Genomic DNA, 13,718 nt, shown 5'->3' on the forward strand with positions numbered 1-13,718 from the left:
CCAACAAGGGCCGAGTATCGCGCCCGTAGGGGGATGACAACCAGTGGCCGGTGTGTCACCCCATGTAGAAGATGATCACGGAGGATTGGGACTTTTCCACTCCAATGGCTGGGCGTACCCGTGTGTCCCAGTCGCGATGATCAGGAGCGGAATAGAGCATTCAGTGGTGGAATGCCCGTTTCCGTGACGGGTCATGGCAGTCCGTAATGCCTGGAATGTGGAGTGATTGGTGAGCAAACTCACACGATGATCGATGCCTTAGCCATGCATTCGAAGGGAATCGCATGTTTAGCCTGACGCTTTACACGATGCTCGCGCCCGCAGGGGCGCCCGTCCCGGGACAGGGTCTGAACACCGCGATGAAGACGACGACGCTCCACACCACGGCCAACCCGCGCCGCTCCACCCTCGTCCACCTCGAGGACGCCGCACAGCTCGGCCGGGGCGCCCAGCCCGAGTACGCGGCCGAACTGCCGGGACGGACGGCCAACCCGCGCCGCACGATCCTCATGACCGCCCCGGCCCCCTACGAGCCGGCCCCCTACGCCTCCGCGTCCCGCTAGCCGGCACCGCCCCGGGCCCGTCCCGAGCTCCCGGGAGCTCGCCGCGAGCTCACCCCACCGGCACGCTTCGCCCCGGCGATATCGCCGGTCGGCCGCCCCCGCGCCGCGTTAGCCTGGAGCGTCAGACTCCAGCAAGTACCAAGTGAGGGGCGACAGCACTCGTGCGCATCGCCAGATTCTCCATCGACGGCAATGTGGCCTTCGGCGCCGTCGAGGGCGAGGGAACCGTCGAGTCCGGCGGCCTCGTCCTCGACATCATCAAGGGCATCCCGTACACCGACTTCGAGCTCAGCGGCACCAAGGTCCCGCTGAGCAAAGTACGGCTCCTGCCGCCCGTGCTCCCCAACAAGGTCGTGGCCATCGGCCGCAACTACGCGGAGCACGCGGCCGAACTCGGCAACGAGGTCCCCGAGGTCCCCGTCGCCTTCTTCAAGCCCACCACCTCGGTGATCGGCTCCGGCGACGCCATCGAGTACCCCTCCTTCTCCAACGAGCTGCACCACGAGGCCGAGCTGGCCGTGGTCATCGGCCGCATGTGCCGCGAGGTCCCCCGCGAGCGCGTCAAGGACGTCATCTTCGGCTACACCTGCGCCAACGACGTCACCGCCCGCGACGCCCAGCAGCGCGAGAAGCAGTGGGCCCGCGCCAAGGGCTTCGACACCTCCTGCCCCCTGGGCCCCTGGGTGGAGACGGGCATGAGCATCGCCGCCGCGAGCGACCTGACCATCCAGGCGACGGTCAACGGCGAGCAGCGCCAGCTGGGTCGGACGAGCGACATGATCCGCTCCATCGAGGACCTGGTCGTCCACATCACCGAGGCCATGACGCTGCTCCCGGGCGACGTCATCCTCACCGGCACCCCCGCCGGGGTCGGCCCCCTCAACGTCGGCGACGAGGTCGCCGTCACCATCGAAGGCATCGGCACTCTCACCAATAAGGTGATCAAGCGTGGCTAACGCGAACATCCGCGTCCGTTTCTGTCCCTCGCCGACCGGCAACCCCCACGTGGGCCTGGTCCGCACCGCTCTCTTCAACTGGGCCTTCGCCCGGCACAACGAGGGCACCATGGTCTTCCGCATCGAGGACACCGACGCGGCCCGCGACTCCGAGGAGTCGTACAACCAGCTGCTCGACTCGCTGCGCTGGCTCGGGCTCGACTGGGACGAGGGCCCGGAGGCCGGCGGCCCGCACGCGCCGTACCGCCAGTCGCAGCGGATGGACATCTACAAGGACGTCGCCGACAAGCTGCTCGCCGGCGGCTACGCGTACCACTGCTTCTGCACCGCCGTGGAACTGGAAGCCCGTCGTGACGCCGCCCGTCTGGCCGGCAAGCCGTCCGGCTACGACGGCACCTGCCGCAACCTGAGCGCCGAGCGCATCGAGCGCTACCGCGCCGAGGGCCGCGAGTCCATCGTCCGCTTCCGGATGCCCGACGAGCCGATCACCTTCGACGACCTCGTCCGCGGCGAGCTCACCTTCACCCCGGACAACGTCCCGGACTACGGCATCCTCCGGGCCAACGGCGCCCCGCTCTACACCCTGGTCAACCCGGTCGACGACGCCCTGATGGAGATCACCCACGTCCTGCGCGGCGAGGACCTGCTCTCCTCCACCCCGCGCCAGATCGCGCTCTACAAGGCGCTGATCGAGCTGGGCGTCGCCAAGGAGATCCCCGCCTTCGGCCACCTGCCGTACGTCATGGGCGAGGGCAACAAGAAGCTCTCCAAGCGCGACCCGCAGGCCTCCCTCAACCTCTACCGGGAGCGCGGCTTCCTCCCCGAGGGCCTCCTGAACTACCTCTCCCTGCTCGGCTGGTCCTTCTCCGCCGACCAGGACATCTTCACCATCCCCGAGATGGTGAAGAAGTTCGACATCGCCGACGTCAACGCCAACCCGGCGCGCTTCGACCTCAAGAAGGCCGAGTCGATCAACGCCGACCACATCCGGATGCTGGACGTGAAGACCTTCGCCGAGGCCTGCGAGCCCTGGCTGAAGGCCCCGCACGCCAACTGGGCGCCCGAGGACTTCGACCGCGCCGCCTGGGAGGCCATCGCGCCGCACGCCCAGACCCGTATGACGGTCCTCTCGGAGATCACGGCCAACGTCGACTTCCTCTTCCTCGCGGAGCCGGTCTTCGACCAGCCCTCGTGGGACAAGGCGATGAAGGGCGAGCCGGCCGCGCTGCTCACCACGGCCCGCGAGAAGCTCGTGGACGCCGACTGGAACGACCCCGAGTCCCTCAAGAACGCGGTCCTGGTCGCCGGCGAGGCCCACGGCCTCAAGCTCGGCAAGGCCCAGGCCCCCGTCCGTGTCGCCGTCACCGGCCGCACGGTCGGCCTCCCCCTCTTCGAGTCCCTGGAGATCCTGGGCAAGGAGAAGACCCTCGCCCGCATCGACGCGGCGCTGGCGAAGCTCGCCGCGTAAGGGACGCCCGTACGGGCCGCGCGGTACGGTCGGGCCATGGCCATCCGCGCGGTCCTGTGGGACGTGGACGACACGCTCTTCGACTACGCCCGTGCCGACCACGTCGGCATGAGCGAGCACCTGACGGCCGAGGGCCTGGTCGACGGATACGACTCCGTCGACCAGGCCCTCGGTCGTTGGCGGGAGCTCACCACGCTCCACTGGCGCCGCTTCGAGGCCGGCGGGGTCGACTTCCAGGAGCAGCGGCGGGAGCGGGTCAGGGACTTCCTGCGGGAGCCGGGGCTCGGCGCCGAGGCGGCCGACGAGTGGTTCCAGCGGTACGTCGCCCACTACGAGGCGGCCTGGGAGCTCTTCCCCGACGCCGTCCCCGTGCTCGACCTGCTGGCCCGTGACTACCGTCACGGGATCCTGTCGAACTCGAGCATCCACAACCAGGACCACAAGCTCCGTGTCCTGGGCGTGCGCGACCGCTTCGAGGCCGTCCTCTGCGCGGCCGAGCTCGGTGTCGCCAAGCCCGCCGCGGAGGCCTTCCACGCGGCCTGTACCGCCCTTGGCCTGGCCCCGGGCGAGGTGGCGTACGTCGGGGACCAGCCCGACATCGACGCGCGGGGCGCGGTGGAGGCGGGGCTCCTGGGCGTCTGGCTGGACCGCGCGGACAGCGGCGGCCGGCCCGAGCTGAACCGGATCACGGACCTTCGCCAGCTCCCCGCCCTGCTCGGCGGGCATACCCGTTTTGGAGCACCGTCCACCTTCGGGTAATGTTCTTTCTGCGCCGAGGGGAACAAGCCGAAAGGCAAGAGCCCGGAAAGCGCAAACCGAGCAAGATCCCCCTGGTGGGGACGTTGCCCCGGTGGCCTATGGTGTAATTGGCAGCACGACGGTTTCTGGTTCCGTTAGTCTTGGTTCGAGTCCAGGTAGGCCAGCTCGCAGAGCTCATCTGCAAATCGTGGATGGCATCCACAAAGCCCCCGTTGTGTAGCGGCCTAGCACGCCGCCCTCTCAAGGCGGTAGCGCCGGTTCGAATCCGGTCGGGGGTACAGATCCATCCTGCGGATCACTTGGGTAGCTCCCGGTGGATCCGCGGTGACATCACCCGGCTCATGCCGGGTGGGATCGCTAGGGCCCCCGTTGTGTAGCGGCCTAGCACGCCGCCCTCTCAAGGCGGTAGCGCCGGTTCGAATCCGGTCGGGGGTACGGTGTAACCACCATGGCCTATGGTGTAATTGGCAACACTACGGTTTCTGGTACCGTCATTCTTGGTTCGAGTCCAGGTAGGCCAGCTCGCAGAGCTCATCTGCATCCGCGGATCTGATCCGCAAAGGCCCCCGTTGTGTAGCGGCCTAGCACGCCGCCCTCTCAAGGCGGTAGCGCCGGTTCGAATCCGGTCGGGGGTACGAGACGAAGAAGCCCTTCCCTTCGGGGGAGGGCTTCTTCGCTGTTCGCCATCGGACGGACAACTCCGGCCCACCGCTGCGGCGTTGAAGCGGTGGGCCGGTGATGAACAGGAGGGACGGAGCGCGTCAGCCGTTGCGGCGGAGCGCCTCGGAGAGACGGGCGGCGGCGTCGATGACCGCCTGGGCGTGCATACGACCCGGGTGGCGCGTCAGACGCTCGATCGGGCCGGAGACCGACACGGCGGCCACGACGCGGTTCGAGGGGCCGCGTACGGGCGCGGAGACGGACGCGACGCCCGGCTCCCGCTCACCGATCGACTGGGCCCAGCCGCGGCGCCGTACGCCCGACAGGGCCGTCGCCGTGAAGCGGGCGCCCTGGAGGCCGCGGTGCAGCCGCTCGGGCTCCTCCCAGGCCATCAGGATCTGCGCGGAGGAGCCGGCCTTCATGGTCAGCGTCGAGCCGACCGGGACGGTGTCCCGCAGGCCCGACAGCCGCTCGGCCGCCGCCACGCAGATGCGCATGTCGCCCTGGCGCCGGTAGAGCTGGGCGCTCTCGCCGGTGACATCGCGCAGATGCGTCAGTACGGGGCCGGCGGTCGCGAGCAGGCGGTCCTCGCCGGCCGCGGCCGCGAGCTCCGAGAGGCGCGGTCCGAGGATGAACCGGCCCTGCATGTCACGCGCCACCATCCGGTGGTGTTCCAGTGCCACGGCGAGACGATGTGCCGTGGGTCGTGCGAGTCCCGTCGCCGCGACCAGTCCTGCGAGGGTGGCCGGACCGGACTCCAGGGCGCTCAGGACAAGGGCTGCCTTGTCGAGAACGCCTACGCCGCTAGAGTTGTCCATGCAACGATATTCGCGTCTCACTCTGTGAAACGCAAGTTCAATTTCCCGAGGAACTTGTCACTCTGGTGAGGCGGCCGCACAACGGCCCGCGAAACGGGTCTCTAGTTGTGCCGGCGTAGACGTCGGCCGGAGGGAAAGCGATGGGTAGGACACTCGCGGAGAAGGTCTGGGACGACCATGTCGTCCGGCGCGCCGAGGGCGAGCCCGACCTCCTCTTCATCGATCTGCACCTGCTGCACGAGGTGACCAGCCCCCAGGCCTTCGACGGCCTGCGCCAGAACGGCCGGCAGGTGCGGCGCCTCGACCTCACCATCGCCACCGAGGACCACAACACCCCGACCCTCGACATCGACAAGCCCATCGCGGACCCCGTCTCCCGCGCGCAGCTGGAGACCCTGCGGAAGAACTGTGCCGAGTTCGGCGTCCGGCTGCACCCGCTGGGCGACGTCGAGCAGGGCGTCGTCCACGTCGTGGGACCGCAGCTGGGTCTGACCCAGCCGGGCACCACCGTCGTCTGCGGCGACTCGCACACCTCCACGCACGGCGCCTTCGGCGCGCTGGCGTTCGGCATCGGCACCAGCCAGGTCGAGCACGTGCTCGCCACCCAGACGCTGCCGCTGGCCCGCCCCAAGACCATGGCCATCACGATCGACGGCGAACTGCCCGAGGACGTCACCGCCAAGGACCTGATCCTCGCGATCATCGCGAAGATCGGCACCGGCGGCGGCCAGGGCTACATCCTGGAGTACCGGGGCTCCGCCATCGAGAAACTCTCGATGGAGGCCCGGATGACCATCTGCAACATGTCGATCGAGGCCGGCGCCCGCGCGGGCATGATCGCCCCCGACGAGACCACCTTCGCCTACCTGGAGGGCCGCGCCCACGCCCCCGAGGGCGAGGACTGGGACGCCGCCGTCGCGTACTGGAAGACGCTGAAGTCGGACGAGGACGCCGTCTTCGACGCCGAGGTCGTCATCGACGCCGCCGCGCTGGCCCCGTTCGTCACCTGGGGCACCAACCCCGGCCAGGGCGCGCCGCTTTCGGCGAACGTCCCCGACCCGGCTTCGTACGAAGACGCTTCGGAGCGCCTCGCCGCCGAAAAGGCCCTGGAGTACATGGGGTTGACCGCCGGACAGCCGCTGCGCGACATCAAGGTCGACACCGTCTTCGTAGGCTCCTGCACCAACGGCCGCATCGAGGACCTGCGCAACGCCGCAGGACTGCTCCAGGGCCGCCAGGTCGCCGACGGCGTCCGCATGCTGGTGGTCCCCGGCTCGGTCCGGGTCGCCCTGCAGGCCGTCGAGGAGGGCCTGGACAAGGTCTTCAAGGAGGCCGGGGCCGAATGGCGGCACGCGGGCTGCTCGATGTGCCTGGGCATGAACCCCGACCAACTGGCGCCCGGTGAGCGCTCCGCGTCCACCTCCAACCGCAACTTCGAGGGCCGGCAGGGCAAGGGCGGCCGGACCCACCTGGTCTCCCCCCAGGTCGCCGCCGCCACCGCCGTCCTGGGCCACCTGGCCTCCCCGGCCGATCTGTCCGACGTCGCCACCACCGCGGGGGTCTGAGGAACCATGGAAGCTTTCACCACGCACACCGGCCGGGCCGTCCCGCTGCGCCGCAGCAACGTCGACACCGACCAGATCATCCCGGCGCACTGGCTCAAGAAGGTCACCCGCGACGGCTTCGAGGACGGGCTCTTCGAGGCCTGGCGCAAGGACTCCGAGTTCATCCTCAACCGCCCGGAGCGGCAGGGTGCCTCGGTCCTGGTCGCCGGCCCCGACTTCGGCACCGGCTCCTCCCGTGAGCACGCCGTCTGGGCGCTCCAGAACTACGGCTTCCAGACGGTCATCTCCGCCCGCTTCGCCGACATCTTCCGCGGCAACTCGCTGAAGAACGGCCTGCTGACCGTCGTCCTGCCGCAGGAGACGGTGGACGCGCTCTGGGAGCTGACCGAGGCCGACCCCACGGCCGAGATCACCGTCGACCTGGAGCAGCGCAAGGTCCTGGCCGCCGGGATCGACGCGGACTTCGAGCTCGACGAGAACGCCCGCTGGCGTCTGCTGAACGGACTCGACGACATCAGCCTCACCCTTCAGAACGAAGCCGACATCGCGGCCTACGAGGCGGCCAGGCCGTCCTTCAAGCCCCGTACAATTACGGTCTGAGCAGCGCTTTTCCAAGACTGCGCCCCCCACTGTCCGGTGGGGGGCGCAGTCGCTTGTTGGGACCCTGTCGGGCGACAACTCGCCCTAGATGGCACAATCGGTGCATGGAACGCGACAGCCAACTCGAGCTCTACGAGTCAGTCGCCGCCCGATTGAAGGAAGCGCACACAAGAGTGCGCTCACTGCAAGTCCCGGAGGGCGTAAGGATGGCGCTGTCCCGGAAGCTGCTGGTCGTGACGGCCGCGGCGAAGCACGATCTCAAGGACGCGGCAGCGCGTCTGGACCGGTTGATGAAGGACCTCGACGAGGGCCGATTCCCAGAGGACGACTGACACCAGGAACTCCGCAGCGGCTCTTCTGCGTTGCGGCACTAGGGTGATTAGCCCGTTTCGTGTTTGATTTGCGGTATATACATGCCTAACGTGCGAAAAAGCTTGAACACTTTCGTTCTGGCAATGTCTCCGAAGGGGAAGACGTGAACAAGGCGCAGCTCGTAGAAGCGATTGCCGACAAGATGGGCGGTCGCCAGCAGGCCGCCGAAGCCGTCGACCACGTGCTCGACGCCATCGTGCGTGCCGTGGTCGCGGGCGACCGGGTCTCGGTCACGGGCTTCGGCTCGTTCGAGAAGGTCGACCGTCCGGCCCGCTACGCCCGCAACCCGCAGACGGGTGAGCGCGTCCGGGTCAAGAAGACCTCGGTTCCGCGCTTCCGTGCAGGTCAGGGCTTCAAGGACCTGGTCAGCGGCTCGAAGAAGCTCCCCAAGGGTGGCGAGGTCTCCGTCAAGAAGGCCCCCAAGGGCAGCCTCACCGGTAGCGCCGCCGCGACCGTGAAGAAGGCCGCGGCCAAGAGGGCCACCACCGCCAAGAAGGCCGCCGCGAAGAAGGCGACCCCGGCGAAGAAGACCACGACGGCCGCCGTGAAGAAGGCGACCCCGGCGAAGAAGACCACCACCGCGGCGGCGAAGAAGACCACCGCGGCGGCGAAGAAGGCCACGACGGCGGCGAAGAAGACCACAACCGCCGCCGCGAAGAAGACCACCACCACCGCCGCGGCGAAGAAGACCACCGCCAAGAAGACCGCGCCGGCCGCGAAGAAGGCCACGGCGACGAAGGCGCCCGCGAAGAAGACCACGGCGCGCAAGACGACCGCCAAGAAGGCCGCCGCCAAGAAGTAGGACGAGCGGTACCACCCGCCGGGCCGGGCTCCCCACCAAGGAGCCCGGCCCGCGGCGCGTCAGCGGCCCTTCGTACGGGGGAGAAGGCCCGCTTCGTCAGGGGGAGGGAACCCGCTTCACAAGGGGGGGAAGGCCCGCTCAGAAGGTCTGGAGCGTCACCAGGGTGATCCGCGGGACGGCCCCGGAGGCGGCGCCCGGCTCCACCTCGATCCGCACCCGCTGGCCCGGCCGCAGCAGCCGCAGCCCGCCCGCCTCGAAGGCCTCCGCCCCGAATTCCACCGGGGTGCCGTCGTCGAGCAGCACACTTCCGCTGCGGGTCTCGGGGTCGTACGTGAACGCGGTCGCCTGCATGGACCGCAGCCTATCCGGCCACCGGCAGCCACCGGGCGGCCGTCCGCGGGCCGAGCCCCAGCGCCCGGGCCGCCGCCAGATCCTCGCCGGTGTCCACGTCCCGGCGTACGGAATCCACCCCGGTCAGCCGTATTTCCACCGCGCCCGACGACAAATGGCGCAGCCTCGACGCACCCCCGAATGCCGGTTCCAATTCCACCCCCGGACCCGCCGAGAGGAATGTCGTACCTATTTCGGCGGCATCCGCGAGAAATGCTCTCGGAAATTTCCCGGCCGCGTCCAGGACCCGGGCCAGTTCTTCGGTCCGCAGCGCCGGCAGATCGGCGTTGAGCGCGGCCACGCGCGCGTGCGGCCGCCGCTCCCGCACGGCCCCGACCCCGTGCGCCAGCGCCGCGTTGAGCCCCGCCGCCGGGGCGTCCGGCACTATCCGGGCCCCCAGGGCCGCGAGCGCCTCACCGGCCGCCGGATCGTCCGTGACGACCACCACATCCCGTACGCGCGCGCAGTTCAGCACCGCCCCCACCGTGTCCTCGGCGAACGCGAGGGCGAGCCGCGGGCGGAGCAGGGCTCCCGCCGCCGCGGCCAGTCTGCTCTTCGCCAGGGCAAGGGGCTTCAGGGGTACGACCAGGGACCAGCCGTCGTCCGCATCGCTGTTCATCGGGGCCTATTCTGTCCCGCCCGCGCCGCCCGCCGGAGGCCCCGGGGCGTACCGTGTCCTCGACAGACCAGGAGCATGGGGCGACACTTGACCCCCTGCCAGCCAGTCCCGGAGAAAGGTGTCCGAGTGCCCCGCCGCAGAATCGGCTTCTGGTACCGCCTCGCGGCGGTCATCGCCAAACCCCCCCTGGTGGTTCTGTTCAAGCGGGACTGGCGCGGTATGGAGCACATTCCGGCCGACGGCGGATTCATCACCGTGGTCAACCACAACTCCTACTTGGACCCGCTGTCCTACGCGCACTACCAGTACAACACCGGTCGTGTCCCGCGTCTCCTCGCCAAGGCGGGCCTCTTCAAGAGCCCCTTCGTCGGCATGATGCTGCGCAACACCGGCCAGATCCCCGTCTACCGCGAGACCACCAACGCGCTGGACGCCTTCCGCGCCGCCGTCGACGCCATCGAGCGCGGGGAGTGCGTCGCCTTCTACCCCGAGGGCACCCTGACCCGGGACCCCGACATGTGGCCCATGGCCGGCAAGACCGGCGCCGCCCGCGTCGCGCTCCTCACCAAGGTCCCGGTCGTCCCGGTGGCCCAGTGGGGCGCCAACCTCGCGATGCCGCCGTACGCCAGGGAGAACAAGTTCAGCCTGTTCCCCCGCAAGACGCTGACGGTCCAGGCCGGTCCGCCGGTCGACCTCTCCCGCTTCGACGGCCTGGAGCCGACGCCGGAGGTGCTCCGCGAGGCCACCGAGGTCATCATGGCCGCCATCACCGCCCTCCTGGAGGAGATCCGCGGCGAGAAGGCGCCCGCCGAACCGTACGACCACCGCAGGGCCCGCCTCGAACAGCGGCGCAAGGCCGCCGAGGGAGGCATCAAGTGACCAAGGCAGCCGTCTTCGGCAACGGATCCTGGGGCACCGCCTTCGCGATGGTGCTCGCCGACGCGGGCTGCGAGGTGAGCCTCTGGGGCCGCCGCGCGGAGCTCGCGAAGGAGATCAACGCCACCCGGGTCAACCCCGACTACCTCCCGGGCATCGAACTCCCGCGGGCGATCACGGCCACCGCCGACCCGGCAGAGGCCGCGCAGGACGCCGACTTCACCGTCCTCGTCGTCCCCTCCCAGACCCTCCGCGGCAACCTCGCCGCCTGGAAGCCGCTGCTCGCCCCCGACACCGTCCTCGTCTCCCTCATGAAGGGCGTCGAACTCGGCACCGCCGAGCGGATGAGCGAGGTCGTCATGGAGGTCGCGGACGTGCCCGCCGAGCGCGTGGCCGTCCTCACCGGACCCAACCTGGCCCTGGAGATCGCCGCCCGGCAGCCCGCCGCCGCCGTCGTCGCCTGCGTCGACGAGTCGGTCGCCCAGCGCTTCCAGACGGCCTGCATGACCCCGTACTTCCGCCCGTACACGAACACCGACGTCGTCGGCTGCGAGCTCGGCGGCGCGGTCAAGAACGTCATCGGGCTCGCCGTCGGCATCGCCAACGGCATGGGGCTCGGCGACAACTCCAAGGCCACGCTCATCACCCGCGGCCTCGCCGAGACCACCCGCCTCGGCCTCGCCATGGGCGCCGACCCGCTCACCTTCTCCGGCCTCGCCGGCCTCGGCGACCTGGTCGCCACCTGCTCCTCGCCGCTCTCCCGGAACAACACCTTCGGCACCAACCTGGGCCGCGGAATGACCCTCCAGGAGACCATCGCGGCCACCAAGCAGACCGCCGAGGGCGTCAAGTCCTGCGAGTCCGTGCTCGATCTGGCCCGCCGCCACGGTGTCGACATGCCGATCACCGAGACGGTCGTCTCGATCGTCCACGAGGGCAAGCCGCCGGTCGTCGCCCTCAAGGAGCTGATGTCCCGCAGCGCGAAGTCCGAGCGCCGCTGACGCAGGCGTGACGCACGCGCGACGCCCGCCGCTGACGGAGGCGTGACGCACGCGCGACGCACCCGCGAAGGCGCGGTGGCCCTGCCGCTGCGCCGGACGCGCGGGGAGGGAGCGGGGCGCTCAGCCGTTCGGGAGCCGCAAGGTACGCTCATCGCGATATGAGCGAGAACACCCAGAGCCCCCGCAAGCCGCGCGTGGCCGTCGTCTTCGGCGGTCGCAGCTCCGAGCACGCCATCTCCGTCGTCACGGCGGGCGCCGTCCTGAGCGCCATCGACCGGGACAAGTACGACGTGCTGCCCATCGGCATCACGACGGACGGGCGCTGGGCGCTCACCGCCGACGCCCCCGAGCGCATGGCCATCGCCGACCGCGCCCTGCCGAACGTCGCCGACCTGGCCGAGTCCGAGGAGGGCGGTGTCGTCCTCTCCGTCGACCCCGCCAACCGCGAGGTCGTCCTCAGCGAGCCCGGCGCCGTCCCGCGGGCCCTCGGCGAGGTCGACGTGGTCTTCCCGATGCTGCACGGCCCGTACGGCGAGGACGGCACCCTCCAGGGCCTCCTGGAGCTCTCCGGCGTCCCCTACGTCGGCGCGGGCGTCCTCGCCTCCGCCGTCGGCCAGGACAAGGAGTACATGAAGCGGGTCTTCGTCTCCTTCGGACTGCCGGTCGGCCCGTACGAGGTCATCCGCCCGCGCGAGTGGGAGCAGAACCCGGCCGCCGCCCGCAAGAAGATCGTCGAGTTCGCCGCCGACCACGGCTGGCCGCTCTTCGTGAAGCCGGCCCGCGGCGGCTCGTCCATGGGCATCACCAAGGTCGACGACCTGTCCGGCCTGGACGCAGCCATCGAGGAGGCCCGCCGCCACGACCCGAAGATCCTCGTCGAGTCGCTCCTGCGCGGCCGCGAGATCGAGTGCGGCGTCCTGGAGTTCGAGGACGGCCCGCGCGCCAGCGTGCCGGCCGAGATCCCGCCCGTCACCGACCACGACTTCTACGACTTCGAGGCCAAGTACATCGACTCGGCCTCCGGCATCGTCCCCGCCCCGATCGGCGACGAGGCCACCGCCGAGGTCCAGCGCCTGGCCGTCGCCGCGTACGAGGCGGTCTCCTGCGAGGGACTGGTCCGCGCCGACTTCTTCCTCACGGAGGACGGCGAGTTCGTCATCAACGAGATCAACACGATGCCCGGCTTCACGCCCATCTCCATGTACCCGCGCATGTGGCAGGAGAGCGGCGTCGGCTACTCCGAGCTCGTCGACCGGCTGATCCAGGCCGCGCTGACCCGCTCCACGGGCCTGCGCTAGCCACCCGCCCCGAGGGGCGGCCGAGGCTCCCCGGCCGCCGGGCCTCTCAGAGGCTCGGCGGCACGGCCTTCGCCACGGGGGCGGCGAGATCCGCGAGCGGCGTCGCGTCGTGCGCGTACCGCTCGTCCAGCGTCACCTCGACGTACGCCTTCCGATATGTCGAGGTGAACCGGGGCCCGCTGCCCTCCGGCCGCTCCAGCATCCAGTTCACCCCGTTCGCCTCGACGGCCTGAGCATTCGGATCGCTCATCTTTTCGGGCCGGGGGACCCCGCAGCGCAGTACGATCGCACCGTCACCCCACCCGGCGGTCAGCTCGGAGCCGGGCTCCGGATCACTCCGTTCCAGCCCCGCCACGGTGTCGGGCAGCTCCTTCTCCAGCGCCTGGCAGAAGGCCGCCTCCGCCGCCGGGGGACGGGGGACCGCGACGGACGCCCCGGCGTCCGACGAGGAGCAGCCGGTGGCGGCCAGCAGCAGGACGGCCGTCACGGCGGCGGGCAGGCCGAAGGGCCGGTGGGAAGACGTCACCGGCCAAGCGTAGACGGGGGCTACAGATGAACGACCGGGCAGGTGAGGGTGCGCGTGATGCCGTCCACTTGCTGGACCTTGGCGACCACCATGCGGCCCAACTCGTCGACCGTGTCCGCCTGCGCGCGCACGATCACGTCGTAGGGACCGGTCACGTCTTCGGCCTGGAGCACCCCCGGGATCTTGGAGATGGTGTCGGCGACGGTCGACGCCTTGCCCACCTCGGTCTGAATGAGGATGTACGCCTGTACCACGGAACCTCCAGGGCGACCACGAGGATCTTGTGGGAGAAAGAGACGCCACGGTACCGCGTCGCCGCGGGCCGCGGGGAGACCTGCGCGTCCCGGGGCACTCGCGTTGTGGCGTACGCACGACAGAAGTTGACGGTCTACTTGACGGTACCCAGCACGGTGACGGCCCGCGACCCGCGGCGCGCCCAGACGCG

Annotated in this window: 16 protein-coding genes and 5 tRNA genes; 16 read left to right on the forward strand and 5 right to left on the reverse strand. The window is 70.0% G+C overall.

Going from position 1 to position 13,718, the window contains the following annotated elements; genetic code table 11:
• The first annotated feature begins 359 nt into the window (after window positions 1–359).
• From OG361_RS28210 to OG361_RS28250, 9 genes are all read left to right on the forward strand, one after another.
• Entirely contained in the window at window positions 360–563 is a 204-nt protein-coding gene (locus tag OG361_RS28210; RefSeq protein ID WP_405862477.1) for a hypothetical protein, read from the forward strand.
• 161 nt (window positions 564–724) lie between these two features.
• Window positions 725–1,519 carry a fumarylacetoacetate hydrolase family protein gene (locus OG361_RS28215; RefSeq protein WP_405857919.1) on the forward strand — a complete coding sequence of 265 codons (795 nt, stop codon included), beginning with the start codon at window positions 725–727 and terminating at the stop codon, window positions 1,517–1,519.
• Entirely contained in the window at window positions 1,512–2,987 is a 1,476-nt protein-coding gene (gltX, locus tag OG361_RS28220) for a glutamate--tRNA ligase (RefSeq protein ID WP_405857921.1), read from the forward strand. The genes OG361_RS28215 and gltX overlap by 8 nt, the downstream gene beginning before the upstream one ends.
• A gap of 36 nt (window positions 2,988–3,023) precedes the next feature.
• Entirely contained in the window at window positions 3,024–3,746 is a 723-nt protein-coding gene (locus OG361_RS28225; RefSeq protein ID WP_405857923.1) for an HAD family hydrolase, read from the forward strand.
• Between the two features lie 92 nt (window positions 3,747–3,838).
• Window positions 3,839–3,910, forward strand: a tRNA-Gln gene (locus OG361_RS28230).
• 41 nt (window positions 3,911–3,951) lie between these two features.
• A tRNA-Glu gene (locus OG361_RS28235) sits at window positions 3,952–4,024 on the forward strand.
• Window positions 4,025–4,108: 84 nt separating this feature from the next.
• Window positions 4,109–4,181 (forward strand) — tRNA-Glu (locus tag OG361_RS28240).
• 14 nt (window positions 4,182–4,195) lie between these two features.
• Window positions 4,196–4,267: transfer RNA gene (locus tag OG361_RS28245), tRNA-Gln, on the forward strand.
• A gap of 41 nt (window positions 4,268–4,308) precedes the next feature.
• A tRNA-Glu gene (locus tag OG361_RS28250) sits at window positions 4,309–4,381 on the forward strand.
• Between the two features lie 126 nt (window positions 4,382–4,507).
• Here the strand turns inward: OG361_RS28250 and ndgR are convergent.
• The gene (gene ndgR, locus OG361_RS28255; RefSeq protein ID WP_017235973.1) at window positions 4,508–5,224 is read right to left on the reverse strand and encodes an IclR family transcriptional regulator NdgR; all 717 of its coding nucleotides are present in this window, start codon (window positions 5,222–5,224) and stop codon (window positions 4,508–4,510) included.
• A gap of 140 nt (window positions 5,225–5,364) precedes the next feature.
• Here ndgR and leuC point away from each other — a divergent pair, with 140 nt between their 5' ends.
• The 4 genes from leuC (at window position 5,365) to OG361_RS28275 (ending at window position 8,563) form a co-directional block, all read left to right on the forward strand.
• Window positions 5,365–6,789 (forward strand): 3-isopropylmalate dehydratase large subunit, encoded by a 1,425-nt coding sequence (gene leuC / locus OG361_RS28260; protein WP_405857925.1) that lies wholly within the window; start codon window positions 5,365–5,367, stop codon window positions 6,787–6,789.
• 6 nt (window positions 6,790–6,795) lie between these two features.
• A complete protein-coding gene (gene leuD, locus OG361_RS28265) occupies window positions 6,796–7,389 on the forward strand; it encodes a 3-isopropylmalate dehydratase small subunit (protein WP_384573783.1) in 594 nt (197 codons plus the stop codon).
• A 104-nt stretch (window positions 7,390–7,493) separates the two neighbouring features.
• Entirely contained in the window at window positions 7,494–7,721 is a 228-nt protein-coding gene (locus OG361_RS28270; RefSeq protein ID WP_024755921.1) for a hypothetical protein, read from the forward strand.
• A 143-nt stretch (window positions 7,722–7,864) separates the two neighbouring features.
• Window positions 7,865–8,563 carry an HU family DNA-binding protein gene (locus OG361_RS28275; protein ID WP_405857928.1) on the forward strand — a complete coding sequence of 233 codons (699 nt, stop codon included), beginning with the start codon at window positions 7,865–7,867 and terminating at the stop codon, window positions 8,561–8,563.
• 138 nt (window positions 8,564–8,701) lie between these two features.
• Here the strand turns inward: OG361_RS28275 and OG361_RS28280 are convergent, their stop codons facing one another.
• Together OG361_RS28280 and cofC are read right to left on the reverse strand one after the other, a co-directional pair.
• Window positions 8,702–8,914 carry a hypothetical protein gene (locus OG361_RS28280; protein WP_384573777.1) on the reverse strand — a complete coding sequence of 71 codons (213 nt, stop codon included), beginning with the start codon at window positions 8,912–8,914 and terminating at the stop codon, window positions 8,702–8,704.
• A gap of 10 nt (window positions 8,915–8,924) precedes the next feature.
• A complete protein-coding gene (cofC, locus tag OG361_RS28285) occupies window positions 8,925–9,572 on the reverse strand; it encodes a 2-phospho-L-lactate guanylyltransferase (protein ID WP_384573774.1) in 648 nt (215 codons plus the stop codon).
• A gap of 126 nt (window positions 9,573–9,698) precedes the next feature.
• Here cofC and OG361_RS28290 point away from each other — a divergent pair, with 126 nt between their 5' ends.
• The 3 genes from OG361_RS28290 to OG361_RS28300 all read left to right on the forward strand — a co-directional run bounded on the left by OG361_RS28290 (window position 9,699) and on the right by OG361_RS28300 (window position 12,747).
• A complete protein-coding gene (locus OG361_RS28290; protein WP_405857930.1) occupies window positions 9,699–10,451 on the forward strand; it encodes a lysophospholipid acyltransferase family protein in 753 nt (250 codons plus the stop codon).
• Window positions 10,448–11,449 carry an NAD(P)H-dependent glycerol-3-phosphate dehydrogenase gene (locus OG361_RS28295; RefSeq protein WP_405857932.1) on the forward strand — a complete coding sequence of 334 codons (1,002 nt, stop codon included), beginning with the start codon at window positions 10,448–10,450 and terminating at the stop codon, window positions 11,447–11,449. The genes OG361_RS28290 and OG361_RS28295 overlap by 4 nt, the downstream gene beginning before the upstream one ends.
• Before the next feature lie 158 nt (window positions 11,450–11,607).
• Window positions 11,608–12,747 carry a D-alanine--D-alanine ligase family protein gene (locus tag OG361_RS28300; RefSeq protein ID WP_405857934.1) on the forward strand — a complete coding sequence of 380 codons (1,140 nt, stop codon included), beginning with the start codon at window positions 11,608–11,610 and terminating at the stop codon, window positions 12,745–12,747.
• Window positions 12,748–12,793: 46 nt separating this feature from the next.
• On the opposite strand, the gene OG361_RS28305 is transcribed toward OG361_RS28300, so the two are convergent.
• Together OG361_RS28305 and OG361_RS28310 are read right to left on the reverse strand one after the other, a co-directional pair.
• Window positions 12,794–13,273, reverse strand: a complete 480-nt coding sequence (locus OG361_RS28305; protein ID WP_384573763.1) for a DUF3515 domain-containing protein — start codon at window positions 13,271–13,273, stop codon at window positions 12,794–12,796.
• Window positions 13,274–13,293: 20 nt separating this feature from the next.
• On the reverse strand, window positions 13,294–13,527 hold the full coding sequence (locus OG361_RS28310) for an Lrp/AsnC family transcriptional regulator (RefSeq protein WP_015036438.1): 234 nt from the start codon (window positions 13,525–13,527) through the stop codon (window positions 13,294–13,296).
• Window positions 13,528–13,718: the final 191 nt, after the last annotated feature.

This window comes from Streptomyces sp. NBC_00090, assembly GCF_045160815.1.
Classification (GTDB): domain Bacteria; phylum Actinomycetota; class Actinomycetes; order Streptomycetales; family Streptomycetaceae; genus Streptomyces.

Coding starts and splice junctions, on each gene's coding strand:
- OG361_RS28225 (WP_405857923.1), top strand. CDS start 3,024: ATGGCCATCCGCGCGGTCCTGTGGGACGTGGACGACACGCTCTTCGAC.
- OG361_RS28280 (WP_384573777.1), bottom strand. CDS start 8,914: ATGCAGGCGACCGCGTTCACGTACGACCCCGAGACCCGCAGCGGAAGT.
- leuD (WP_384573783.1), top strand. CDS start 6,796: ATGGAAGCTTTCACCACGCACACCGGCCGGGCCGTCCCGCTGCGCCGC.
- OG361_RS28210 (WP_405862477.1), top strand. CDS start 360: ATGAAGACGACGACGCTCCACACCACGGCCAACCCGCGCCGCTCCACC.
- cofC (WP_384573774.1), bottom strand. CDS start 9,572: ATGAACAGCGATGCGGACGACGGCTGGTCCCTGGTCGTACCCCTGAAG.
- leuC (WP_405857925.1), top strand. CDS start 5,365: ATGGGTAGGACACTCGCGGAGAAGGTCTGGGACGACCATGTCGTCCGG.
- OG361_RS28300 (WP_405857934.1), top strand. CDS start 11,608: ATGAGCGAGAACACCCAGAGCCCCCGCAAGCCGCGCGTGGCCGTCGTC.
- OG361_RS28270 (WP_024755921.1), top strand. CDS start 7,494: ATGGAACGCGACAGCCAACTCGAGCTCTACGAGTCAGTCGCCGCCCGA.
- ndgR (WP_017235973.1), bottom strand. CDS start 5,224: ATGGACAACTCTAGCGGCGTAGGCGTTCTCGACAAGGCAGCCCTTGTC.